The organism is Algoriphagus oliviformis (genome assembly GCF_017254915.1).
GTDB classification, from domain to species: Bacteria; Bacteroidota; Bacteroidia; order Cytophagales; family Cyclobacteriaceae; genus Algoriphagus; species Algoriphagus oliviformis.
In genome coordinates this window covers 953355-978830 of the sequence record NZ_JAFKCT010000001.1, presented here as the reverse complement: position 1 = coordinate 978830, position 25476 = coordinate 953355, and the positions used below count along the sequence as shown (strand labels likewise).

The following is a 25476-nucleotide window of genomic DNA, read 5'->3' as shown; positions in this document are numbered from 1 at the left end:
AATCTGGATTAATGCTACTTTTTTGAAGCCCCAAAAATAGGGGAAGTCGGGCAGATAAAAAAGCCCGGCGAGAGCGCCAAAACCAAAATCACCAGAGCCCCTCGTATTCCAGCTGTTCCTTGATTTTGCGGTGGTTATCCCAAAATTTCTTTTCCACTCCTGCCCATATCTTCTGAAACTCCGGCAGCTTCTTAAGCTCGTCCACCATGGGGTCTTGGGGCAAAAACAGGATCACCCAAACCTGGATATTGTCCTCCTCGGCAAAGAGCCTAAGGTACTCCAGCGCCTGGTCAAAGTTTCGCTCCCGGGCATGGATCATGGCCAGGCCGAGGTTTTTGTAGATGGTCTGGTCTTTCTCGATGTACGCCCGATAGCTGTCAAAAAAACGCTTCGCCTCGGCCTTTTTGCCGACTTTTTCATAGACCTCCCCGATGAGCTGGTTTTCGTGCACGTACACGTTCAGCTGCTGCTGTTCCCGTATCTGGTTGAATTTTTCGTAGTAGGAATACGCCGACTCATAGTCCCTGAGGTAGTAGCTCACCTTGGCGATATCCTGCAGGATGTCAAACCGGGTCGTGTCCCTGGCAAACTCCTCGATCAGCATCTCCTTGGTTTTCCCCAAGTCCTTGGTCTTGGCATAGTGCACAAAGGCCCGCACGTATCGGGAATAGGCGTTGCCGGAGAAATACTCCAAGGACAAGTCCAAGTTTTCCATGGCCTCATCGACAAATCCCGTCTGGATCAACGCATTGCCGAGGCGAAGGTAGAAATAGCTCGTAGCCACCGAGTCCGCCGGGGTGGACTCCAGCTTCATGCCCTTGAGGGCGTACTCCAGATACTTGCCCGTATTGGGGAGATGGTTGGCATAGAAGTCCGCCAGCAAGCCGATGACTTGGGAAGAGTTGGGCTTGTATTCCAGCGCTTTTTCCAAAAAGGGAAGTGCCTGGCTGTACTGCTTTTTGAGCAAATAGTACATGGCCTTGGCGATATGGCTCTCGGCGGAGGTGGGGTCGTGGAGCATGGCCTTGTCGGAGTAGGCCCCCAGCTGATCGAGGTATTCCTTTTCCGCCCGAAAAAGGTCATGGTAGTAAAATGCCATCCCGGCACAGGCATAGGCCAAGGCAAAACCCTCGTCCTGTCGGATGGCTTCGTCGAAATACACCACCGATTCGAGGAGGTCGTTGTCCGGCCCGGCATTGAGCAGGTCTAGCCCCTGGAGGAAGGAGTCATAGGCCTTGAGGTTTTCGGTAGGGATTTTCTCGATCCGGGACTTTTCCTCCGGGGTGATCACCGCCTGGATCTCGTGGGCGATGTCGCGGGAGATCTCCTGCTGCAGGGCAAAAATATCGCTTGCCTCCCTCCGGTATTGCTTGCTCCAGAGGTGGCGGTCCGTCGCCCCTTCTATCAGCTGGATATTGAGCACGATGCGTTCGCCCATTTTTTGTCCACTCCCCTCCACGAAATAGCTCACATCGAGCTCTTCGGCCATCTCTGGAATGGACTTGTGGCTATCCCGGTATTTCTCTGCGGAAGTGCGGCTGAGCACGCGGAGGTCTTTGATCTTTTGGAGGTTGTTTAGCGTAGCCTCCATCAGCCCGTTGATCAGGTAGAGGTTGGTGGAGTCGGCACTGTCATTTTTGAAGGGCAGGACCACGATGGATTTTTCGCGGGAAAGCTTTTCTTCCAAAGCCCCTCCGCCTGACAAAAACCATCCCGCTGCGAGCAATACGAGTAGCAGCACGCCGCCAATCACAAACACTTTCGGACTGGAGGGCCGCCGGGCGGATTCCTCCTTTTCCAGACTGGGGCTGGGTTCTGGATGCTTGCCTGCCTCCCCGGGAGGATAGCCGTAGTGCTCGCGAAAACACTTGATAAAGTAGGAAGGGCTGTTGAAGCCTACCTGATGGGACACCTCCGAGACGTTCATCGTGCCGGTAAGCAGGAGCTGCATCGCCCGCTCCAGACGGGTTTGGTTGATGAGCTGGGAGACGGAGAGGCTGGTCACCTTTTTCACCTTTCGGAGCAGGTTGGACCGGCTCATGTGCATGGCCTCCGCCAAACCAGAAACCCCAAAATCCTCCTCGCCCATGTGCGCATTGATCTTGTCGATCAGCTGATCCAAAAATTCCTTGTCTTGGGGGGAGGTGGCGGCCATGGGGTAAAACTAGGAGAAAAATGGGGAAGTTGGGAGGCAGGGAGGTCCCGAAGCTTGGAAGTTAGTTCCAGTGAGGTGCGGAGGTCTTCGGGATTGGATGCCTATCGATTGGAAAATTGAAAAATTGCAAGATTGGAAAATTGGTTCGACCTCCCCTAGACCTCGTAGATCGCAAATCAAAAGTCGCAAATTCCAGCTCGACGAGGCATACAGCACAAAGAGCCAAATCAACGTCCTTGAGCTTGTTTGCGTGATTTTTTATATCCCTGCGCCATAGTTTATATCGGCTTGCACAAGCCTTATGCTTTTGTGAGCAAGGCTGTTTAGTGTGGCGCAGGGCCCTGCGCTTACTTTGTCAGCATCATCACAAACCAAAAAAACTATGAAAACACCTGTCATGAAATCCCGCCTCATCACCTCCCTTTTCCTCTTCTTTATGGTCCTCTTGGCCGCGTGCAACACCTCGGCGCAGAAGAAAACCAAGGCACCGGAGGTCGATCTCCATACCGCCGTGATCACGGGCAACGTGGATGCGGTGAAGCAGCACATCGCCGCCGGCAGCAACCTCAATGAAAAGGATCCCTTTGGCGGCTCCAGCCCCCTCATCTCCTCCGCGCTTTTTGACCAAAAGGAAATCGCCACGCTGCTGCTCGACGCCGGAGCCGACATCAACTTCCAAAACAACGATGGCTCCACGGCGCTGATCACTGCAGCCTTCTTTGGAAGACCCGAAGTCGTCCAGCTCCTGCTCGACCGAAAGGCCGACAAAACCATCAAGAACAAATACGGCACCACTGCCTATGAAAATGTCGCGGCACCTTTTGACCAAGTGAAGGAAGTCTATGACATGATGGGAGGTATGCTGGCCCCCATGGGACTGAAGCTGGACTATGCCTATCTGGAAAAAGTCCGCCCACAGATCGCGGAGATGCTGAAATGAATGCTCCGGAACTAACCTTAACTCAGCGATTGGCCTCAAACCTTCTTCTGGCTGGACGGAAGACCGAAGACCGCAGACGGAAGAAAGCCAAGGCTTGTGGAAATTCTGACTTACAATCATGGAAACTCAAATAAAAGACCATCGACGCTACGACATCGACTGGCTGCGGGTGATTGCGATCGGCCTGCTGCTGATCTACCACGTGGCCATCGGTGTGCAGCCTTGGGGCCGGATGATCGGCTTCATCACTTCTGAAGATTCCTGGAGCACCCTTTGGATCCCGATGACGATGCTGAATGTATGGAGGATACCGCTGCTCTTCTTCGTGTCGGGCATGGGCGTGTACTTCGCCATGCGGAAAAGAAGCTGGAAATCGCTGATCGTCGAGCGCGGTCAGCGTATCCTGCTTCCCTATGTCTTTGGGATGTTTGCCATCGTGCCCATCCACCTCTGGCTGCTGCGGCACTACTACGGCATGAGCCAATCGTACACTTGGTCGCCGGGCCATCTCTGGTTTTTGGGAAATATCTTCTGCTACGTCTTATTGCTTTCGCCGCTGCTTTTTTACCTCAAGCAAAACGAAACCACCAAGCTGGCGACCTGGATCAAAAAGACTCTTAGCCAACCTTGGGGACTGCTGTTCGTCTTGGCAGCCTTCGTGGCTGAGGTCATGCTGCTCGACCCGGTTCCCTTTGAGCTCTATGCGCTTAACTGGCATGGCTTCGTCTTGGGCCTGTTGGCTTTCTTCTTTGGGTTTTGCTTCGTGCTCAGCGGCGAGCTTTTTTGGAAGATGATCCAAAAGTGGCGCTGGGCTTTCTTGGCAATCGCTGGCTTGCTCTATGGTTTTCGGATCGCCCAATATGGCAGCTCGATTCCCGGATATTTGCTGGCTGTAGAATCGCTCGCCTGGATCTTTGCTGTGCTGGCCTTTGGCAGCAAGCACCTGAACAAGCCCGGCAAAGCCCTGAACTACCTCAGTGAGGCTGCCTATCCGGTGTACATTCTGCATATGGCATTTCTGTATTTGGGGTCGGCATGGCTGTTTCCGCTGGCTATTCCAGTTCAGTTGCAGTTCTTCGGCGTGCTGGGGATCACCTTGGGTGGAAGTTTTGGGACTTTCGAGATTATTCGAAGGGTGGGATTTCTCAGGCCTTTGTTTGGACTGAAGCCCGTGAAGCGAAGCCCGGAGTCTCTGGTCCTCGCGAAGACCGCTAGCTAAAACGAAAGGCTGCCCAGATAGGGACAGCCTTTTCACAGATTATGTTCCGATTATGTGAAAAAAATCACGAAATCGGCAGATAAGATGTGATTTTGCAAATTGATTGTGCTGCTTCTGTAGAAGCAGCATAGCTGCGAGATAAGCCTATCCCTTCCTCACCAATCCCTCCGTGAGCTCGTTCATGGCTTTTACCTTTTGCTCAAAATCCCCTTTGAGCGTGTCGCGGTAAGCGTGGAGATTCTGGAGCAGGTCGTCGATTTCTTCTGGAAGTACATCTTCGAGCAGCTGGCGCAATCGCTTGGCTGTGGTGGGGGATTTTCCGTTGGTGCTGATGGCGATTTTTAGGTTGCCTTTGGTCACAATGCCACCCAGGTAAAAGTCACAGAGATCCGGCGTGTCGGCCACATTGACGAGGAGAAAGCGTTCCTTGGCCTCGTCCCGGATCTGGCGGTTGACCGCTTTGTCATCCGTGGCGGCGATCACGATGTGCTTTCCGCCAAGGTATTTCTCATCATAGGCATCCTCGATCATCGTGACCGTTTCGCTCCTGCCCGCTACTTCGAGAAAGCTTGGGCTAAACGCTTTGGCGACCGCCGTGACCTGCGCCCGAGGACTGGACTTGAGCAAAAATTCCAGCTTTTCCGTACCCACATTTCCCCCGCCGACCAAGAGGACGTTGAGTTCATGCACTTTGAGGAAGATGGGATAGAGCTGGTTCATTTTGTTTTAGTATCAAGAAGCTAGTATAAAGTATCAAGACGTTAGTAGCAAGATGGTAGATTCAAGAGTTAGAAAGTGGTAAGGTGGCAAAGTTGTAAAGTTAGCCCCATTCCTGGAGCTTACCACTCAAACTAACAAAAGCGCCGACTCCATGCCTACCGTCAGGCGTTTAGCCTGATGGAACCTTCATCTGAGCGACGGGAGTCGCAAAGTCGAAAGGGTTTCCACTGCTACTGCAAACTGCCCACTGCAAACTGAACAACTGCTTACTGCAGACTGCCCACCGCGATCCGATAGACCTCCGCCAGCTTTTGGCTTTCGCGCACGACCTCGCCAATGATGATGATCGCCGGAGCTTCCATATTGGAATCAAAAGCCTTTTGCTCGATATCTCCGACAAAGCCCGCCACAATGCGCTCCTCCCTGGTCGTCCCACTTTGGATGATGGCGATGGGGAGTTCGGACTTACCGCAGGCTTGGTAGACGCTTACAATTTCGCCAAGCTTCCTCGTGCCCATCAAGACCACTACGGTCGCAGTGGACTGCGCAGCCAACCCCAAATCCCGGGAAAGTTCACCGCTGCTCGTGGTACCGGTCACCACCCAGAAACTTTCGGAAGTTCCCCTTTTGGTCACTGGAATCCCAGCAGAAGCCGGAACCGCTATCGCTGAAGTGATGCCAGGCACCAGCTCCGTCGCAATCCCAAAGGACTCGATGTACTCGATCTCCTCCGCTCCCCGACCAAAGACAAAGGGGTCGCCGCCTTTCAGCCGAACCACATGGCCATGCTTTTTGGCGAGGCTGACACAAAGCTGGTTTGTATCCTCCTGAGCCGTGGAATGCTTGCCTACACGCTTTCCTACGAAAATCTTCAGAGCCGTCTCCGGGGCATGCTTCAGCAGCACCGGGTCGATCAGCGCATCATACAGCACCACGTCGGCTTTGTTGAGCGCCAAAACGGCCTTAAGCGTGATCAGCTCCGGATCCCCGGGCCCAGCACCTACGAGGGTGACTTTTGGATAGATGGGCGCTCTCATGCTTCCACCTCCGCCTCACGGTAAGACTTCAACAGGTTGTACACCTCCATGGCCTGGGCGGCGTAGGCATGTGCAAAAGCCTCGCTAGGTTCATGCTGGTTGATCTGGTAAACCTTGTCCGCAAATGAGCCTCCAAGGTTGATTTTGCCAGTCTCGACGTATTTCTCGTCAAAGAGGGAAATGATGTTTGCGTAGCTGTTGGTGCTGGTGTCGTCGCTGAGCAGAAGTGCCTTGGCGGCGTTGATCAGACCCGCATAGTGGTGGTAGATGCTGTCTGACCAGCGGCCTTCCTCCAGTGCAGTGCGACCAAGCTCCAGCTTTTCCAAAGCCTCCAAAAGCAAAGTCGCCACGAGGTCGATGACCACACCCGCGCATTCGCCCACACCCACAGCGACCTCATAGGCCTCTTGGTTGCCCCAATCGATGGCGTCCGCCTCGGAGGTGGTCGACGCATCGCTGAGTTCCTTGAGCAGCTCGTAGAAATAGATCTGCCCCTGCTGATCGTAGTAGCTGAGAAAGTCCTGACCGGCGGCATTTTTCTCAAAATCCTCCAGCAAAATACGCAAAGCCTGAGGACCTCTTCGGCTGGGGACTTTGGTCACCTTGTCGGCAAACCTTCCGCTGCCATCTCCCAAATTTCCCCCGCCTAGTAGGACCTGCAAGGCTGGAATGACTCTTTTGCCCGCCTTCATGGACATGCCCTGAAAGCCGATGTGGGCCATGTTGTGCTGCCCGCAGGCATTCATACATCCGGAGATCTTGATCACCAGATCTTTGTTTTGCAAGTATTGCGGATACTCGTCGAGGATCACTTTTTCCAGCTCGGCCGCGATACCGGTGGAGCTGGCGATGCCCAGATTACAGGTATCGGTGCCGGGGCATGCCGTGATGTCGCCGAGTGTATTGTAGCCGCGGTCGGCGAGTCGGATCTTTTTCAATTCTTGATAAAAGAAAGGAACCAAATCCTCCCGCACGTCACGGATCAGGATGTTTTGTCTCAAAGTAAAGCGAACCTCACCGGCCGCGTAGGTCTCCACCAAATCAGCCAAAGGTCGGGCTTGATCCAGATAGAAGTCCCCGAGAGAGACCTTGACCCCGATGGACACGTAGCCGTCCTGCTTTTGCGGAAGCACGTTGGTCAGCTTCCAAAGCTCAAAGTCCAGTCCCAGCTCCCCGTCCAGCGCAGGGCTGGGAGGATTTGGCAGGATTCTGCCAGCCTCGTAGTCTTCGAAGTCCAGCGGGAAAGTCTGGAACCTCAGCGCTTTACGCTCTTTTTCCACCAGTTCCAAAAAGGCCTCGATGCCCAAGTCCTTCACCAGAAACTTCATTCTGGCCTTGTTTCTCCGGGCTCTCTCTCCATGACGGTCAAAGATCCGAAGCACTGCCTCGATGAAAGGAATGATCTGGTCAGTCTCCACAAACTCGGAGATCACGTCGGCATGGCGCGGCTGGGAACCCAGACCTCCACCGAGAAGCACCTTAAAGCCTCTGACGGACTTGCCGTCGATTTCTTTGACCTTGGCGATAAAGCCCAAGTCGTGCAGGTAGCTCAGCGCATTGTCCTCGTCGGACGAGGAAAAGGACATCTTGAACTTCCGGCCCATCTCCTGGCAAACCGGGTTTCTGAGGAAATATCGGAACGTCGCATCCGCATAGGGAGTCACATCAAAAGGCTCCTTGGGATCGATACCGGCCGTCTCGGAAGCGGTGACGTTTCTGACCGTGTTGCCGCAGGCCTCACGCAGCGTCACATCATCCCGCTCCAGCTCCGCCCACAGCTCCGGCGTGCGGTCCAGACTCACAAAGTGGATCTGGATATCCTGGCGGGTCGTGATGTGCAGACGGCCGATGGAATACTCCTCGGACACCGCGCAGATCCTGCGCAGCTGGGCTGAGGTCGCCCGGCCATAGGGAAGCTTGATGCGGACCATCTGCACGCCCGGCTGGCGCTGGCCATAGACCCCACGCGCGAGGCGCAGGCTGCGGAATTTTTCCTCGTCTATCTTTCCCTCCCGAAAGAGGGCGATTTTGCGCTCCAACTCAAGAATATCTTTGGCTACAATCGGATTTTCAAGTTCGGTTCGAAAGCTTTGCATGGCTGTAATAGGTTTTTCCCAGAAAGGGGACTATGTTTTAAAGATTTCTTGAAAATCCCCCTTGCCCCCTTTGCAAGGGGGAGTGGGTCTCGGGATTTTCAATTGTCAATTCGGTTGCTTAGCGCAATTTTTCAATTTATGAAACCCACACTCACCGTATCATAGGTGCCCTCGTCGATGAGGATAAAGGCCCCGTTGGATTTGCTGGTCTCGTAGGAATCAAAATGGATAGGCTTGCTGAGGCGGAAATGCACCCGGCCGATGTCATTCAGTCGCAGTTGGTCCGCCTCTTCTCCTCCGCTGAAGTCCGTGTGGATGCGGGACTCGATCTGATCCACTTTGGCCAAGACACGGTTGACGCCGTGCTGGAGAATGTACTTTCCTCCTACCTTAAGCGCCTTGCTGTTGACTTGGCAAAGGGTGGCGGAGATGGCCTTTTCGCTCTTTGGCTCCTCGCCGGCCCGCACGATCATGTCGCCGCGGCTGCAGTCCACCTCGTCCTCGAGGGTGATCGTCACCGAGGCTCCAGCGGCTACCCATTCCAGTTTTTGGTCAAAAAACTCGATGCTCTTGATCTTGGATTTGTTTCCAGACGGAAGGACGGTCACTTCGTCGCCTACCTTCAGGCTGTGTCCGTGGAGCTTGCCGGAAAATCCGCGGAAGTCGTGGTAAGCTTCGGTCTTTGGACGGATCACGTACTGCACGGGGAATCTCGCCACCGAGCGTTCTTGGAGGTCTTCCGGCTCTAGGATCTCCAAATGATCCAAAAGCGTGTTGCCCACATACCAAGGCATGTGTTCAGACTTACGGGTCACATTTTCCCCCTTCAAGGCAGAGACAGGGATGAAGGTGATCTGGTCTTCGTGGAAGTTGCTTTTCTCCACCAGCGCATCGAAGTCGCTCTTGATTTTCAGGAACACATCCTCGCTGTAGTCCACGAGATCCATCTTGTTGATGGCAACTACCACGTGGGAGATGCGGAGGAGGTTGCTGATGAAAAAATGGCGATAGGTCTGCTCGATCACGCCTTTGCGGGCATCGATCAGGATCACCGCCACTTGGGAAGTGGAGGCTCCTGTGACCATGTTTCGGGTATATTCCACGTGGCCCGGAGTATCGGCTACGATGAAATTGGTCTTGTCGGTATTGAAATAGATGTGCGCCACATCGATGGTGATGCCCTGCTCGCGCTCAGCCACCAGTCCGTCGGTGGCGAGGGAAAAGTCCAGGTAGTCGTAGCCTCGCTGCTTAGAGTTGCGTTCGATGGCCTCTATCTTGTCCGTGGTCAGGGAGTTGGTGTCGTACAGCAAACGACCGATCAGGGTGCTTTTGCCGTCATCCACGGAACCTGCTGTGGCGATCTTGATGAGTTTTCTGCCTTGTATATCCATTGTTTGTTAAGTCGATAGTTGATGGACGATAGTCCATGGATGGTTTTAAAAGCTTTTTCGCTTGTTGCGCAGCTTCTGGAGAAGCGGCACAGCTTCTTGATACTAGCTACTTGTATCTTGATACTTAGAAGTATCCCACTTTCTTTCTCGTCTCCATTGCCGCCTCGGAGCGCTTGTCGTCGATACGGGCACCTCGCTCGGAGATGGTAGAAAGTCTGATTTCGGAAACCACGTCGTCCAGGGAGACCGCTTCGGAAAGTACCGCCGCAGTACAGGTCATGTCGCCCACGGTGCGGAAGCGGACCATTTTCTCCACCACTTCCTCATGTGCCTCGCGGAACACGTGTTCGTTGGCAGTCCAGATCATGCCGTCGCGGAAGAATACCTCCCGCTTGTGCGCGAAGTAGATGCTGGGGATGGCGATGTTTTCGGTGCGGATGTATTCCCACACGTCCAGCTCAGTCCAGTTGGAGATCGGAAAGCAGCGTACGTTTTGACCCACGTGGATCTTGCCATTGAGCATGTCAAAAAGCTCCGGACGCTGGTTTTTTTCATCCCACTGTCCAAAGTCGTCACGAACGGAAAACACGCGCTCTTTGGCCCGGGCCTTCTCCTCGTCCCTTCTCGCTCCCCCGATACAAGCGTCAAACTTGAACTCCTCAATGGCGTCGAGCAAAGTCGTCGTCTGCAGCGTGTTTCGGCTCGCATAGCGGCCGCGCTCCTCACGCACCTTGCCTTGGTCGATGGAGTCCTGCACGTTGCGCACGATCAGCTCCAGGCCAAGCTCTTTCACCAGGTTGTCACGAAACTCGATGGTCTCAGGGAAGTTGTGCCCTGTGTCCACGTGAAGGAGTGGGAAGGGGATTTTCGCAGGGAAAAAGGCCTTTTGAGCCAATCTGACCAAGGTGATCGAGTCTTTTCCTCCGGAAAAAAGCAGGACGGGTCGCTCAAACTGCGCCGCCACTTCCCTTAGGATTTGGATCGACTCTGCTTCTTTGGGGTTAGGTATGAATAGGTTCTCCATTTGCGATTTTGATTTAGGATTTACGAAGTACGATTTACGAGGCAAAAAGGACTTCTATCCGATTATTCTTATGTCTAGCGTCTTGTGTCTTGTATCTAGCCTCTCGCCTCTCACTTGGCATGCAGCCCACACTCCTTCTTGGAATCTTCCCACCACCAGCGGCCAGCGCGGGCATCTTCTCCGGGGAAAATCGCCCGCGTACAAGGAGCGCAGCCTATGCTGACGAAGCCTTGGTCGTGGAGCGGGTTGTAGGGGATTTTGTGCTCGTTGATATAGGCGATCATCTGGTCAAAAGTCCAGTCCAAAAGCGGATTGTATTTGAGGATTTGATTGGCCTCGTCCCATTCCACCCGCTTCATCCCGCCACGATTGGCACTCTGCTCCGCACGAAGGCCAGTGATCCAGACCTCGTTGCCGGCAAGAGCCCGCTTGAGCGGTTCCACCTTGCGGACATAGCAGCAGGACTTGCGGTTTTCGACCGACTCGTAGAAGCCGTTGATCCCGATCTCGCCCACCAGCTTTTCCACCGAGGAAGTTTCGGGATAGTAAACCTTTATTCGGGTTTTGTATTTGCTCTCGGTACGGGCCAGCAGCTCCAGTGTCTCCGGAAAAAGCCTTCCCGTGTCCAGGGAAAAGATCTGCACCGGCAGGTTTTGCGTAGCGATCAGCTGGGTGATGACCTGGTCTTCCTGGCCAAGAGAGGTGGAGAAGACCACCTTACCAGGGAACAGCTCGGCGATCAAGGCCAAGCCCTCTCCCGCACTCAGCGATTCGAGTCTCGACTCAAGATCGGATGTATTCAGGCTTTGGCTCATCGATTTTGTTTTTGGTTGCGTTTTCCCATACGCGCTCATGGAAATAGTAGAGGATGATCTTGGAGAAAACCTCCACCGATCCGATCGACACCGCCATGACCAGCTGTCCGGTGATAAAGTAGGATATCACGATGGTATCCAGCGTCCCCACGATCCTCCAAGAGATAGACTTTAGCAGGCTTTTGGCATTGCTGTCTTTTCCCGACTTGGGGGAAAAGAACTTCTTTGCTATTTGATCTAGTATCATGGCTTTCTTTACGGATGGGAAAAACAAAAGTATATAATCCCTATAAATTTTATAGAGTTTATGGATAAAAAATTTTATTCCCCGTCCAGAATATCCTGCAAAGACTTGTTTTCCAATATCTTAAGCGTCTCATCCCGCACCTGCACCATCACTTTATTGATCCCGCATTGGACCTCGCTTTTGCATTCTGCGCAGGGTTCATAGTAGTTGAGGCTGACGCAGGGGAGCAGGGCAATGGGGCCGTCGAGCAGTCTGATGATGCGGGAAAGGGGGATTTCTTTGGGCTCCTTGATGAGGTAGTAGCCTCCGCCTTTTCCCTTTTTGCTGCCGAGGTAGCCCGCCTTTCTCAGCTCGAGGAGGATGTTTTCCAAAAACTTGTGGGAAATCCCATGCTCCTCGGCGATATCCTGGATGAGGACGGTCTTGTTTTCCCGGTGCTTGCCGAGGTAGGTCAGGGCGTGGAGGGCGTATTTGGTCTTTTTGGAAAGCATGATCAAAAATACGATAAAAAGACGAATAGCCTAGTGCCGAAGTGGGGTATCGCTTTTGGAAAGATAAAGGATCAGGAAGGTACCAAATGCTGAAAAAGCTCCTTTTTATACGACCTCCCGATAGGGATGGAATGCTGGTCCAAGATGATCTGGTTTCCCTCGATGGTCTTGATCCTATCCAACGCCACAAGGTAGGATTTGTGGACACGCACCAGTTTTTTTAACCCCAGCAGCTGCTCAGCACTTTTCAGCGAGCCCTTCACGATGACCTGATCATCTTCAGTATAGACGATGGAGTAGTCCTTGAGGCCCTTGACATGGGTGACCGAGTCGAGGTCGACCCTGACCTGCTTGGTGCCGCTTTTCAGCATCACCTGCCTATCCACAGAATGGAGGCCAGCGGATAGCTCCACGTCCTGGCTTGTTTTTCCCTTTTCTCCATAGCGATCCAAGCTCAACTTCAGTCCCGCGGTGAGCGCCAGATACCACAGCGTGGTAAAAAAGTTGTAGGGAAAGGCGCTCCAAAAGTCCCTGCTCCGCACATCCCCGATCACAAATCCATAGAGGTAGATGTCATAGGCATTTTGCAGGCTGACGTAGATCCCGAGCGAAAGCAAGAGCAGCGGGGTGTACAATCCGTATTTCCGGGTTTGGAAATAACGCGGCACGAGCACATTCAGATGAAAATACACCAGCGAAATCAAGAGTCCCATCCTCACGACCACACAGGCAATGAAGTGCTCCGGCAGGCGAAACTTCATGATCAGGTATCGCCTGTCGTAAATAAAAATCAGCGTGATCACCGTCCAAAACAGCAGGTGAAGGAGCTGGGTGCGGGACAAAAGTTTGGAGCGAAAGGTTGCTGACATAGGCAGTGGAGGTCTAAGCATCAATTACGCACAAATCCGGCTTCCGATCCTAGGGAATAGACCAAAGGCGCATATAGTCGACCAACGAACCACCTATCCTCGCCTATCCTAAGTCTAGTATCCGAGCCGTTGGTCTACTTTCCGGGCTAGGCATTTTACCTTTTTTGAGGATCGGCGTAAGCTTACCCAAGGGCTTTCCCTCCGTCCTTTTTCAACCGGCTCTGAATGAGGGGATGGGAAGGCTTCTACACAAGTTAAAAAAACACAAACTCACTTCAACGAATCACACCATGAAAACTCTAAATGCAAAAACCACTCTCGCCAGCCTGCTGGCGGCACTCCTGATCGGCCTGACGACGATGGCCTTTTCTCCCAAGCTCGGCCTGGACAGCTATGAGATCTACCTGAACGACAAGCTGATCCTAAAGCAGTACATCAACCAACCCCTGAATCTACGCACGCTGCAACTGGACAAAGCTGCTCCCCAAGACCTGCTTTGGGTCAAGTACAACCACTGCACCGTCAAGTCCGGCTCGGGCAGCGAGCGCGTGATTGTACTGAAAGATGCCCAAGGCCATGAGCTCAAGCAGTGGAGCTTTGCCAACAGTCCCAGCGAAAACAAGCCTATGAAAGTTTCGGTAGCGGAGCTACGACAGCTCGAAAAAGCGCACGCAGACCACCAGATCAGCCTGTACTATAAGTCCAAGGAACTGGCTGATGCGGAGCTGCTGGCCTATTTGAGATAAGGTATCGAAAAGAAAAAACCCTCCAAGGACGAGCCTTTGGAGGGTTTCATTTGAGTCAGGAGAAACTTACAGCATCTCCACGCTTCTTCTTACGAATGCAGTCAATTCCTTGCCGGTCAGCAAGCCTTGGGAAAGCAAAGCCAAGTCAAAAGCCTGTTTGGCCAGTTTGGTTTGGGCTTCTTCTCCGTCCGCTTTGAGGATCTTGTCCACCACGGGATGGTTGCCGTTGATGGCGACTTTGTAGCTGTCAGGAAGGTTGCCGTAGAAGCTCATCGGACCGCCTCCGGTCTGCGCCATGTCCTTCATCCTGCGCATCCACTCTTCCATGGTGATGGTCACCGGAAGTTCCTCTGGGCTGAGGCCTTCCACCTCCACGGTGTAGGACTTGTTGTTGATCGCTTTTTCGAAAAGCTCCTTCACGGACTTGCTTTGCTCCTCTGTCAGGAGATTGGCGTAGCTGTCGTCTTTCTGGATCAGCTTCTCGGCCACGTCCGCGTCCACACGCTTGAGCTGGGTTTTCTCGAGCTTGGTTTCGATATGCTGGATGAAGTGGCTGTCGATCGGAGAGTCGAGCACGAGGACATCGTAGTCCTTCTTGTTGGCCGACTCGATGAAGCTGTCCTGCTTGTTGAGGTCAGTGGAGTAAAGGAAAACAGTCGTGTCGTTTTTGTCGGTTTGAATGGCTTTCACCTTCTCGCGGTACTCGTCCAAGGTGAAGTATTCGCCCTTGGTGTTTTTCAGCAACGTAAAGTCCTTGCCTTTCTCGTAGAATTTCTCCTCTGAGATCATGCCGTACTTCACAAAGAGACCGATGTCGTTCCACTTTTCTTCGTAGGCTTTTCTGTCTTTTTTATAAAGTTCAGCCAACTTGTCCGCCACCTTTTTGGTGATGTAGTTGTTGATTTTCTTTACGTTTCCATCCGCCTGCAAGAAGCTTCTTGATACGTTCAAAGGAATATCTGGAGAGTCGATCACGCCGTGGAGCAGCATGAGGAACTCAGGGACGATATCCTTCACTTCGTCGGTGATAAAGACTTGGCGGCTGAAAAGCTTGATCTTGTTACGCTGAAGCTCAAACTCGTTTTTCACTTTCGGGAAATAGAGCACCCCGGTCAAATTGAACGGGTAGTCCACGTTCAGGTGAATCCAGAACAGCGGATCCTCGCTCATCGGATAGAGCTCCTTGTAGAACTTCAGGTAATCCTCGTCAGTCAGCTCGCTTGGAGACTTGGTCCAGATCGGAGCGGTGGTGTTGATGATGTTGTCAACCTCAACGGACTTCCACTTTTTCTCGCCTTTGTCATCCACGCCGTCTTCTACAGACTCGGACTTGGTGCCAAACTTGATCGGAACTGGAAGGAATTTGGCGTATTTGTCCAAGATTCCTTGCAGCTTCCACTTATCGAGAAATTCCTCAGACTCCTCGTTGACATGGAGGATGATGTCCGTGCCACGGGTCTTTTTCTTGCCTTTTTTGATCTCAAACTCAGTGCTGCCGTCGCACACCCAAATGGCTGGCTCCGCTCCGTCTTGGTAAGAAAGGGTGTGGATTTCCACGTTTTTGGCCACCATAAAGGCGGAATAGAAGCCCAAACCAAACTTACCGATGATCTCATTGGCGTCTTTGGCGTCCTTGAACTTCTCCACAAACTCGGTTGCGCCGGAGAAAGCAATCTGGTTGATGTACTTTTTGATCTCCTCGGCGGTCATCCCGAGCCCTTTGTCGGAGATGGTGATGGTCTTCTTTTTCTCGTCAAAAGAAACCTCCACGGTCAGATCGCCCAGTTCGCCCTTGTACTGTCCCAAAGTCGCCAGACGCTTGATCTTCTGCGTCGCGTCGACTGCGTTGGATACGAGCTCGCGAAGGAAGATCTCGTGGTCAGAGTAAAGGAATTTCTTGATGATCGGGAAAATATTCTCGGTATGGATCGAGATGGTACCTTTTTCCTGCATGGTTATGAATCAGTTTAAATGGTTACAAAATTTTTACAAAAGGGGATTATCAATGCCCGTTCCACTTGAAAAAATGTGACAAGATGGCATTTATCAGCTGGCAGTGGGCAGTCTCAGTTGGCAGTACCGAAAAGTCAGAAGGTTAAAATCTGAAAGCTGAAGCGTGCGGCGTCCCTTTTTGGAATAACTCAATAACCATTTCCCAATAACTCTTATTTTGCCACAAAGGCACGAAGACGCGAATAAAGTTTACCAAAAAAAAACAACCCTTTGCGGCTTTCCGTCTCTGCGAGCCTTCGCTCCTTTTTCTCGCAAAGGCGCAGAGTTTCGCTGTCCTCCGTTTGAAAAAGAATTCATAATACCTTGGTGCCTTAGTGGCTAAACTACATAGGTAAAATCCAAAGGGTCCGGAAAATCAAACTCAAAACCTGTCGCCAAGATCTTTTCAGAGGAAATCAGTCGGTCATTGCCTTCGGGTTCGTTTTGGTAGCTGGCGGGAGGAGCCATGCCGGTCTCCCGGGACAGCTTTTCATAGATTTCGCGTCTCAGGGGATGCCGTGGTGCGACCCCGTTGAAGGTTTGGTTCCAAAGGCCTTTTTCCACGATCCAAGCGAGCATGCGCGCTGCATCTTGGCGATGGATAAAGTTCACTCGGGTATGTCCTGCCACATTTTCCTTCCCGGTGAAATACCGCAACGGAATCCTGTCGTCTCCCAGCAAACCTCCGAATCTGACGATGGTCAAATCGTAGTTTCGCTCGCCTGTGCTGAGCGTAGCCGAAGCTTCCAGTAGCTGCTCTGCACGAAAGATGGTATCGTGCCCCGTGTTTTCCAGACTGAGCGGAAAGTCTTCAGCATATTTCCCTTCGAGGTTTTCACTGGGATAGACTCCCGTGCTGGACACGAAGAGCACCTTTTTGACCGCTGAGTTGGCCAAAAGACTCTTCAGGTACTTCAGCTGCTCTAGGTGGAAAGTCCCATCGCCCGTGCGGGTCCGAGGTGGGATGTTGACGATAAGGATTTCGGATTGGAAAAGTGCGTTGAAGCCTAGGCCCTCCGGGTGGGGGCTCAGGGAAAAGCGGACAGCCTTGATTACTTCGGAGGCAAGTTTGGCTTGCTTTTCGGAACTGGTGGTGGAGCCTATCACTTGGCAGGAATCCTTTAGCAGGTGTGCCGTCGGCGTACCGATCCAGCCTAGGCCGATGATGGAGACAGTATTCATGTTGGATTTTGGTTTGCCACAATGGCACGAAGAAACTGATTACTGGGAATAGAACATGAAAAAACCCTCCAAGTTTTCCAACTTCTTGGAGGGCTGCAAAGACTGGATGGGATCGTCAATCTTTCTTTGGCATGGTACCCAGCAGGATATCCCAGAGCGGAGAGCTCACGCCAAAGGATACGTCCGGATCCTTGTAGTGGTGCACGGCATGGTTTACCCACAGCACCTTCAGGAAGTTTTTCGGAGGATTGAGGGCATGTACGAGGTAATGTACGCCGAGATAGGCCGCATATCCGATCAGAAATCCTGGCAGGAAATAGAGGGAATAAGCCCCCATAATCAGCTTGAACACCAGGTAAAATATCGCCGCATAGGCCGCACTCACGAAGGGAGGCATTGCCAAGCGGTCTTTGTCCTTGGGATAGTCATGGTGCACGCCATGCACGGTGTACTGCAGCTTGTCCTTGATCGGCGTGTCCGGCTCCATGTGGAAGAAGTGCTTGTGCATCATGTACTCCACAAACGTGAACACGAACAGCCCCGCAAACAGCACTGCAATCCCCACTCCCAGCCCGATCTCCGTGGTGGTCACCGCATAGTAAAACGACACCGCCGAGATGGCAAAAAACATGATGATCGGCACGAGGATGTTGGTCCTGGAGATTTTCTCCAAAAATGGATTAGAAAACATCTTGGCAGAACCGAAATTGTCTGGTTTGTCCAATCTCCCAATCTTTTTCATAAGTAGTATGGTGTAAGCTTAATTTACTGGCAAGTCAACTCCGCAAAGTTAAGGCTTTTGGCCTTTTGGGAGTCTTCACAGACAAATGATTTAGATCATTTTTAGACCGCGCTGAGGGCCTCGGCAATGGTTTTTTCGTAAAACGCCTCGTATTTGGGCATGATTTGATGTATGTCAAATTGCTTGGCGCGAGCCAAGGCCCGCTCCTTGAAGCCTGGCAGATTCTCCTCGGAAAGGATGTACTTGGCTTTTTCGGTCATTTCGCCCACATCGCCCACTTGGCAGGCAAAGCCCGTCACCCCGTCCAGGTTTAGCTCGGGGATCCCGCCTGCATTGGAGGACAGGACCGGCACTTCGCAGGCCATGGCTTCGAGCGCGGCGAGGCCAAAGCTCTCTTTTTCCGAAGGCATCAAAAACAAGTCCGCCACAGAAAGCACCTCTTCGACCGCTTCGAGTTTCCCCAGGAAACGCACGTCATCACAGGTGCCCAGCGTACGGCAGAGCCGTTCCATTTTGTCACGCTCCGGCCCATCGCCTACCAGCAGCAGCTTGGCGGGGATGGTTTTTCGCACTTCGTAAAAAACCTGGATCACATCCTCTACCCGCTTCACTTTTCTGAAGTTGGAAGTGTGGACCAGCAGTTTCTCGTCGTTTGGACAGATCGCCATCTTGAAATGCTCCTTGCGCTGCTTCTTGAAGCGCTCCAGATCGATGAAATTGGGAATGACCTCGATGTCCCGCTTGATGTCAAAATATTGGAAGGTCTCCTTTCTCAAGTCCTCGGACACCGCCGTGACCCCGTCGGACTGGTTGATGGAGAACGTGACCACCGGCTCGTAGCTCGGATCCTTGCCCACCAGGGTAATGTCCGTGCCGTGCAGCGTGGTGACTACCGGAATCTGTATGCCCTGAGTCCGGAGGATCTGCTTGGCCATGTAGGCCGAGGAGGCGTGGGGAATCGCATAGTGCACATGGAGCAGATCGAGGTTTTCGTACTTCACGACGCTCACCATTTTGCTGGCCAGAGCCAGCTCATAGGGCGCAAACTCAAACAAGGGATAGCTCTTGATGTCCACCTCGTGGTAGAAGAGGTTTTCGCTGAAAAAATCCAGCCTCATGGGCTGCTTGTACGTGATGAAGTGTACCTCGTGGCCCACTTTCGCCAAACCTTTTCCTAATTCGGTGGCCACCACGCCACTACCACCAAAGGTGGGATAACAGACGATTCCTATCTTCATTGGATGCCCAGCAGGGCCTTTTTGGATTTGCTTTTAAACACGCTATGAATGCGAATTTGTTCAAAATATAAGGTTTTTATCACTTTAAGATTGATATCCAATGAATTGCGTTGATGTAAAAACCTTTTTACCTCCGGAAAGTCGTGCTTAAATTCCGCCTTTACACCACCTTATGAGAAAACACCTCTGGATCTACCCCATCTTTGCCGTTTTGCTCGGCTGCCAGCCTTCCCAGCCCTCTTCCCAGCCCGCTGAAGCTACCCGTCCTGAGAATCTTTGGAGCGAAAATCCCTGGCCCGAAATCCGCAAAAAGCGGATCAACCAACTACTTCCCGACGCCCTCAAAAACGCGGGGGTAGACTGCTGGCTGGTCGTGTGCCGGGAAAACTACAATGATCCCATCGCTACCCATGTGGGGGGAGAAAACGCCAGCGGCACTGCGGCCTTTCTCTTTTTCAACGACGCCACCGGATTCCATTCCCTCGTCTTTTCCCCCGACGGAGAAGCCACCGCACTGGACGAACTCGACATCCATGAGAAAGTGGAGCGAGTGCCAAGAGGAGAATCATCCCTGGCCAAGGCGGTCGGGTTCATCAAAGAAAAAGGCTTCAAATCCATCGCCATCAACAGCTCCGAATCCAATGAAATGGCGGATGGCTTGACGCACAGCCAATACTCGGAACTGGCAAAACTCCTCGGAAGCGACGCATCCAAACTGGTGTCCTCCGAGGAACTGGTCTATGAATGGCTCTCGATCAAGCTTCCCGAAGAGATCGAAATCCTGACCCAGGCGGCCCAGTTGGCGGCGGACTTCCAGGCCGAGGCCTACGCCATGATCGAGCCCGGCAAGACCACTGATGCGGAAGTCGCCAAATTCCTCAAAGCCAAAATGGTCGAATACGGCGTCACCGACGCTTGGCATCCCGACCAAAACCCAAATGTCAACTCCGGCCCGGACCGCGGGCATTCCCATGCCACGGACAAAATCATCATGCCCGGAGATGTGATCCAGACGGATTTCGGTGTGAAGCTCTATGGGATCTGGGTGAGCGACATCCAGCGTTTCGCCTATGTACTCAAAGAAGGAGAAACGGCAGCACCTGCTGACATCCAAGGCTATTGGGAAAACGGAAAAGCGGGAAGCCGTGCCGCTCTCGCGGCCATGAAACCCGGTGTAAAAGGAGAAGACGTGGACCGCGCACAGCGGGACCTCATGGATGCAGCGGGCTCGCTTTATGTTCCATGGAGTACAGGCCACCCCGTCGGCTACGTGGCCCATGACGTGGGGCCCAATCTGGGCGGAGCAAGACTTCCCTCACCCAGACCGGCTGCGCAAAAGCTCCTGAAAGCGGGGATGGTCTTCGCTTTCGACGGCTTTCACTGCTGGAAGCAAGCGGACGGCACCGAAAAGACCATCTCCGTGGAAGAGATGGCAGTGGTCTCGGACTCAGGGGCCCACTACCTGATCACACCCCAGGAGGATTTGATCTTGGTGGGGAAAAAGTAGGAAGTGGATAAATGCCGGAAAAGCAAGGCACTTGTTTCGACTGAGCCTCGGTTTGAAAGTCCCTTGTAACGAAAAGCCCAGAAACTGCCTGCTGGCATGCTGCGGAGCAACCCCGGTACTGTGCAAACTGCAGCAGCAAAGCTGCCTTTAGTTGGCCTTGCAGGCGCTGGTGCTTTATTTGCGGAGCTTGCGGCGATTCCGGTCGGATTTTGACGAAGGATTTACCTCCACTCCACCTCCACCTGCCCGGTTGCTTTCAACTGGATTTCCAGACCGGCGGCAGAGGGGTAAAACCCATCTGGGACAATCTCCAAACCGACTACCCTCAGATCGCCATAGGGAGTCTGCAGAGCGAGGCGTTCCCGGATTCCGCTGAGGCTCTCCTCCAGCACCTCTCCCATTTCGAAGCGGAGCTTTTTGTCCAGTTGCCGGATGATTTTGCCCTTTTTGAGGGATGCAGCCATTTTTGCCTTTCGGCTGTCACTGTCCAGGTGAAAGTTGACTTGGTCAAAAATCAGCACGCGTTCCCTCGGATCGAACTTCGGAGAGCCCACCAAAAAAAGCTTTCCGTCGATTTCTTTGCCGTCTGTCTGAACCGCATGAAAGTCCATCCAAATCCCCAGCTGCTCACCGTAGGCCTGAGAGCGGAAGTTGCTCGGTCGAAAGACCGTGGTCTTGTTGACGCGGATTGCTTGGTTTTCAAAATTTTCGCTGAGCAGCTGATCGATCTCAGCGTAGCTCAAGCGCAGCGGGATGAGGATTTCGAGAAAGTTCTCTTCGCTGTGGTTTTCGGTCAGCTTGGGAAGGGGAAAAGGCCGGCTGGGCGCGGCATCCACAGGATGTGCATTTACTTTCCCCGACAGGCCCAAGCTGAGGTCATAGCTCTGGCCTGGGGTGAACTTTTCCGAAAGCTTGACCGAATCCGGCTGGATGGAAAAAGCCATCCTTTTTCCCTCAAACTCCACAAACACGGGCCGTCCCACCTGATTCCAAGCCTGATCGACGATGGGCTTGAGTCTCAAAAGGTCCGGTTTCGCAGTCAGGTTTTTGTCCGCATAGCGCTGGATTTCCTGCCGGATCATCTGGGTCAGATCCAGCTCCATCCCCAAGACGCTGAGACTCATCTTTCCCCCGAGATCCAACACTTCAAAATCCGAAATTCCCAAGGCCCAATTGGGGTTGATCTGGGGATCAAAGACCACTACTGGAGCGAAAGCCTGGTCAATCGGGACTTTGGACTGGAAAAGATTGCGCAGGCCGCCGGGCTTCAGGCCGAGTTCTCCCCTGACCCGGATGGGCAAGATGAGCTGCATCCGATGCTCGTCCAAAGCGGCTACGTTTACCATGCCGTTTCTGGCAAAATTCAAATCGCCAATGATGCCGTTGCCCATCTCCATGCCCTGCTCCTCGAAGAGCACAGGAGGGACACGCTGATTGACCAGGTTTTCCAAAGTCTGGACAGGGATCTCCAAGGGCAGATTCACTTTCGAATAGGCCTCGGGGATTCGCGCTAGTGGAGGTGTCGCTGCGGGGTTGAGGCTTTTGCAGGCAGTGATGGCACAAAAAATGATCAAACACAGATAGTCCAAAGGAACTAATCGGCTTTTGTTGGTTATTTTCATAGCAATACTAGGAAGGTCTAACGGAACTGAATCCCCTCGCAACAATTGCCCCAAAAGTAAGCAATCACCAAAATGAACTGGAAAAAACTCACCGAAGCTACCCAAATCGCTGAAATCAAAGAACTGAGCAATACCAAGCCCGTCTTGATCTTCAAGCACAGTACCCGCTGCTCGGTCAGCAGCATGTCGCTGGACCGACTCCTGCGAAACTGGAAAACAGAAGATGGGGAGAAAGTCATTCCCTACTTTTTGGACCTGATCTCCTTCCGCAACCTCTCCAACCAAATCGAAGCGGAGTTTGGCGTACCCCACGAGTCACCCCAGGTCATCATCGTGCGAGACGGACAGGCGGTGTACGACAACAGCCACTTTGGAATCTCCTATCCGGAGATCATGGCGCAGGTTTGATCGGCTTGGATTTTAAAAGGACATTTAGACCATCCATCCCCTAAAATGTCCATTCTAATTTTTCGGTCTGCCCGGATTAAACCGCCGGCTTAGTCTTTCGGTCAAAGGTGTGAACTTTAGATTTCTATGAGAAAGACATACCTTTTTATTGTACTGATTTTAAGCCTTTTGACCTCATTTTCGGCACAGGCCCAGCGACCGGGAGGACAAGCCCGTCCCGAGCGGAAATTTACCGGAAAGGTCACGGATGGGACTTCCAAACTGCCCATGATCGGTGCCAATGTGACCATCAAAACGGTCACCGATTCCCTGCTGAGGGGCACTGTCACCGGTGCAAACGGTGAATTTGAGATCGTCCGGCCGATGATTCCCGAGGTAAAATTGGAGATCTCTTTTTTGGGCTACGGCACCGTCACCAAGATCCACAGCTTCAGGGATCCGGTGGAATTGGGTGAAATTTTCATCTTGGAGGACACCAAGGTACTCGGGGAAGTGGTCATCGAAGGACAGGCACCAGTCGGCGAGCAGCGCGGTGACACGACTTCCTACAATGCGAACGCTTTCAAAACCCAGGCTAATGCCCAAGCCGAAGACCTGATCCGCAAAATGCCCGGAATGACCATGAGCGGGGGACAGCTCCAGGCGCAAGGCGAAAATGTGCAGAAAATCCTCGTGGATGGGCGGGAGTTTTTCGGAAGTGACCCCAGTATCGCGCTGAGAAACCTGCCTGCCGACGCCATCGATCGGGTAGAAGTGCTCGACCAGCGCTCGGATCAGAGCAGACTCACAGGCTTTGATGACGGCACCTATACCAAGACCATCAACATCATCCTGCGCGAAGACCGCAAAAACGGCTCCTTTGGAAGGGCTTATGGAGGGTTCGGTACCGATGAGCGCTACTCGGCTGGCGGCAGCATCAACATGTTCAAGGGCGACCAGCGGGTTTCGATCTTGGGACTTTTCAACAACATCAACCAGCAAAACTTTTCCAGCCAAGACCTCGCCGGTGTCTCAGCCAACTCCTCCGGCGGAGGCAGGGGCTTTGGCGGAGGCGGTGGCCGGTGGGGCGGCGGTGGCAACAACTTCTACGTTGGTAACTCCGGAGGCATCGTCACCACCAACGCACTGGGGCTAAACTATTCGGACAAGTGGGGAAAGAAGGTAAACTTCACCGGAAGCTACTTTTTCAACAACACGACCAACACGCTGCAGCAGATCACCAACCGTGAGACCGTGGTCAACGAAAATCTGAGACAATACTATCAGGAAAACCTCATCAACACGGTGGACAACTACAACCACCGGGCAAATGCGAGAATCGAGGCGGATTTGAATGAAAGGAACTCCATCATCCTGACGCCGAACATCTCTTTCCAAACCAACAAGACCTTCAGCGACCGTGACGCCTTGACCTCGGCCAGCACCGGAGACTCGCTCTCGGCGCTGAGATCCATCACCGATGCCGAAACCCAAGCCTACAACATCGCCAACAACCTGACCTATCGCTACAAGTTTGAGAAAAAAGGCAGGACACTCTCGACCGATATTTACACGGTATGGAACAACCGCGACCAAACCTCCGACCTGCTCGCCGCAAGCCGGGACTTTGGCAGAAGCCTGATAGACACCACGCTGCAGGAGACCGATGCGCTAAACGAGGGATTCAACTATCGCGTCAATGCGACCTTTACCGAGCCGGTGGGAAAAAACTCCATCGCCACTTTGGGCTATCAGATCGGCAACAACAAAACCGTAGCCGACCAAAAAACCTACATTCTGGACGCTGAGCGAAGACCCGTGCTGGACACGGCCCTTTCCAACGAGTTTGACAACAAGTTCATCACCCAACGCCTGCGGTCCGGCTATGCCTACAACAAGGAAGGCTACAGCATCAACCTGAACTTGGACTACCAGTTTGCGACGCTGGACAACGAGGCCTTTTTCCCGACTGAGGGAGTCTTCAACAGGGACTTTAGCAATGTCCTCCCCGGAGCGAGCATCAACTACCGCAACCGGCAGTCGGGCTTCAGCTGGAGATTCCGCTACAGGACAGACACTGACGAGCCAAGTGTATCCCAGCTGCAAAACGTGGTCAACAACCAAAACCCGCTCAACATGAGTGTGGGTAATCCCAGCCTAGCCCAGAGCTACAACCACAACATCTTTGCAAACATCAGCAAGGTGAACCTGGAAAAATCCCGCACGCTGTTTATGTTTATGAACTATTCGGCCACCAACAACTACATAGGCAACAATACCTTCATCACCGCCCAAGACACCCTGATCAATGGGGAAATCCTGCTCCGCTCCGGCGGTCAGATCTCCCAGCCGGTCAACTTGGACGGAAACTGGAGAACCAGCCTCTTCCTCACCTACGGCGCGCCGATCAAAAAGATCAAGACCCAGTTCAACACCAACAGCCGGGCAAGCTTCAACCGGACTCCGGGCATGATCAACGGGGACAGAAACCTCAACGACAACCTCGCCCTGAGCCAAGGTTTGACTTTCAGCTCCAACATCAGCCAAAACGTGGACTTCTCCATCCAGACCACCGGAACATATAATATCGTCAACTCCAGTCTCCAGCAGGACCTGGACAACAACTACTACCAGCAGGAGTCCACCATGCGCCTGTTCCTTTCTTCCAAAAACGGCAAAGTCTTCGTCGGAAACAATGTCGCACACACCCTCTACCGAGGACTTTCGGAGGGATTTGACCAGAACTTCTGGCTGTGGAATATCGAGGGGGGGTACCGCTTCGCAAAAAACAACAAGGCCGAGCTGAAAGTGGTCATCTTTGACCTGCTCAACCAAAACAACAGCATCAGCCGCACCATCTCCGACGTCTCCGTCACCGACACCTACACCAACGTCCTCACCCGCTACGGCATGCTGACCTTCACCTACATCATCGGCAACTTCAAGAAAGAAGAAGAACCGAGAGGTCCGAGCGGAATGCCGTTCAGGCCAGGGGGGCCACCTCCCGGAGGCAGAACCTGGTAGGCACAACAAACGAAAAAGCCGTCTGGATTCAT

The 25476-nt window shown here is 52.9% G+C and carries 21 protein-coding genes; 6 read left to right on the top strand and 15 right to left on the bottom strand.

Annotated features, from left to right (window positions below; genetic code table 11):
• Positions 1-88: 88 nt before the first annotated feature.
• Complete coding sequence (locus J0A68_RS04225; RefSeq protein WP_206576934.1) at positions 89-2155, bottom strand: helix-turn-helix domain-containing protein; 2067 nt, start codon at positions 2153-2155, stop codon at positions 89-91.
• A gap of 397 nt (positions 2156-2552) precedes the next feature.
• On the opposite strand from J0A68_RS04225, the gene J0A68_RS04220 reads away from it, so the two are divergent.
• The gene (locus J0A68_RS04220; RefSeq protein ID WP_236021334.1) at positions 2553-3095 is read left to right on the top strand and encodes an ankyrin repeat domain-containing protein; all 543 of its coding nucleotides are present in this window, start codon (positions 2553-2555) and stop codon (positions 3093-3095) included.
• A gap of 118 nt (positions 3096-3213) precedes the next feature.
• On the top strand, positions 3214-4314 hold the full coding sequence (locus tag J0A68_RS04215) for an acyltransferase family protein (protein WP_236021333.1): 1101 nt from the start codon (positions 3214-3216) through the stop codon (positions 4312-4314).
• A 144-nt stretch (positions 4315-4458) separates the two neighbouring features.
• Here the strand turns inward: J0A68_RS04215 and J0A68_RS04210 are convergent, their stop codons facing one another.
• The 9 genes from J0A68_RS04210 to J0A68_RS04170 all read right to left on the bottom strand — a co-directional run bounded on the left by J0A68_RS04210 (position 4459) and on the right by J0A68_RS04170 (position 13004).
• Positions 4459-5034, bottom strand: a complete 576-nt coding sequence (locus tag J0A68_RS04210; RefSeq protein ID WP_206576932.1) for a precorrin-2 dehydrogenase/sirohydrochlorin ferrochelatase family protein — start codon at positions 5032-5034, stop codon at positions 4459-4461.
• 266 nt (positions 5035-5300) lie between these two features.
• Positions 5301-6071 (bottom strand): uroporphyrinogen-III C-methyltransferase, encoded by a 771-nt coding sequence (cobA, locus tag J0A68_RS04205; protein ID WP_206576931.1) that lies wholly within the window; start codon positions 6069-6071, stop codon positions 5301-5303.
• Complete coding sequence (locus J0A68_RS04200) at positions 6068-8167, bottom strand: ferredoxin-like domain-containing protein (protein ID WP_206576930.1); 2100 nt, start codon at positions 8165-8167, stop codon at positions 6068-6070. Before J0A68_RS04200 ends, cobA begins: the two co-directional genes overlap by 4 nt.
• Positions 8168-8298: 131 nt before the next feature.
• Entirely contained in the window at positions 8299-9558 is a 1260-nt protein-coding gene (locus J0A68_RS04195) for a sulfate adenylyltransferase subunit 1 (RefSeq protein ID WP_206576929.1), read from the bottom strand.
• 124 nt (positions 9559-9682) lie between these two features.
• Positions 9683-10582 (bottom strand): sulfate adenylyltransferase subunit CysD, encoded by a 900-nt coding sequence (gene cysD / locus J0A68_RS04190; protein ID WP_206576928.1) that lies wholly within the window; start codon positions 10580-10582, stop codon positions 9683-9685.
• Positions 10583-10692: 110 nt separating this feature from the next.
• Positions 10693-11397, bottom strand: a complete 705-nt coding sequence (locus J0A68_RS04185; RefSeq protein WP_206576927.1) for a phosphoadenylyl-sulfate reductase — start codon at positions 11395-11397, stop codon at positions 10693-10695.
• Positions 11366-11644: a DUF2061 domain-containing protein gene (locus J0A68_RS04180; RefSeq protein ID WP_206576926.1), complete on the bottom strand. Its 279-nt coding sequence runs from the start codon at positions 11642-11644 to the stop codon at positions 11366-11368. Before J0A68_RS04180 ends, J0A68_RS04185 begins: the two co-directional genes overlap by 32 nt.
• Before the next feature lie 74 nt (positions 11645-11718).
• Positions 11719-12135 carry an RrF2 family transcriptional regulator gene (locus tag J0A68_RS04175; RefSeq protein WP_206576925.1) on the bottom strand — a complete coding sequence of 139 codons (417 nt, stop codon included), beginning with the start codon at positions 12133-12135 and terminating at the stop codon, positions 11719-11721.
• Between the two features lie 71 nt (positions 12136-12206).
• Entirely contained in the window at positions 12207-13004 is a 798-nt protein-coding gene (locus J0A68_RS04170; protein WP_206576924.1) for a LytR/AlgR family response regulator transcription factor, read from the bottom strand.
• A 290-nt stretch (positions 13005-13294) separates the two neighbouring features.
• On the opposite strand from J0A68_RS04170, the gene J0A68_RS04165 reads away from it, so the two are divergent.
• Positions 13295-13750, top strand: coding sequence for a hypothetical protein (locus tag J0A68_RS04165; RefSeq protein ID WP_206576923.1), 456 nt, complete (start codon positions 13295-13297; stop codon positions 13748-13750).
• Positions 13751-13816: 66 nt separating this feature from the next.
• On the opposite strand, the gene htpG is transcribed toward J0A68_RS04165, so the two are convergent.
• From htpG to bshA, 4 genes are all read right to left on the bottom strand, one after another.
• Positions 13817-15703 (bottom strand): molecular chaperone HtpG, encoded by a 1887-nt coding sequence (gene htpG, locus J0A68_RS04160; RefSeq protein ID WP_206576922.1) that lies wholly within the window; start codon positions 15701-15703, stop codon positions 13817-13819.
• A 378-nt stretch (positions 15704-16081) separates the two neighbouring features.
• Complete coding sequence (locus J0A68_RS04155; RefSeq protein WP_206576921.1) at positions 16082-16924, bottom strand: Rossmann-fold NAD(P)-binding domain-containing protein; 843 nt, start codon at positions 16922-16924, stop codon at positions 16082-16084.
• 115 nt (positions 16925-17039) lie between these two features.
• Entirely contained in the window at positions 17040-17666 is a 627-nt protein-coding gene (locus J0A68_RS04150) for a sterol desaturase family protein (RefSeq protein WP_206576920.1), read from the bottom strand.
• Between the two features lie 101 nt (positions 17667-17767).
• A complete protein-coding gene (gene bshA, locus J0A68_RS04145) occupies positions 17768-18904 on the bottom strand; it encodes an N-acetyl-alpha-D-glucosaminyl L-malate synthase BshA (protein ID WP_206576919.1) in 1137 nt (378 codons plus the stop codon).
• Positions 18905-19076: 172 nt separating this feature from the next.
• On the opposite strand from bshA, the gene J0A68_RS04140 reads away from it, so the two are divergent.
• Positions 19077-20411, top strand: coding sequence for a M24 family metallopeptidase (locus tag J0A68_RS04140; protein WP_206576918.1), 1335 nt, complete (start codon positions 19077-19079; stop codon positions 20409-20411).
• Between the two features lie 221 nt (positions 20412-20632).
• On the opposite strand, the gene J0A68_RS04135 is transcribed toward J0A68_RS04140, so the two are convergent.
• The gene (locus J0A68_RS04135; protein ID WP_206576917.1) at positions 20633-21985 is read right to left on the bottom strand and encodes a DUF4403 family protein; all 1353 of its coding nucleotides are present in this window, start codon (positions 21983-21985) and stop codon (positions 20633-20635) included.
• A 120-nt stretch (positions 21986-22105) separates the two neighbouring features.
• Here J0A68_RS04135 and ytxJ point away from each other — a divergent pair, with 120 nt between their 5' ends.
• Positions 22106-22441, top strand: coding sequence for a bacillithiol system redox-active protein YtxJ (gene ytxJ / locus J0A68_RS04130; protein ID WP_206576916.1), 336 nt, complete (start codon positions 22106-22108; stop codon positions 22439-22441).
• 126 nt (positions 22442-22567) lie between these two features.
• The gene (locus tag J0A68_RS04125) at positions 22568-25444 is read left to right on the top strand and encodes a TonB-dependent receptor (protein ID WP_206576915.1); all 2877 of its coding nucleotides are present in this window, start codon (positions 22568-22570) and stop codon (positions 25442-25444) included.
• Positions 25445-25476: the final 32 nt, after the last annotated feature.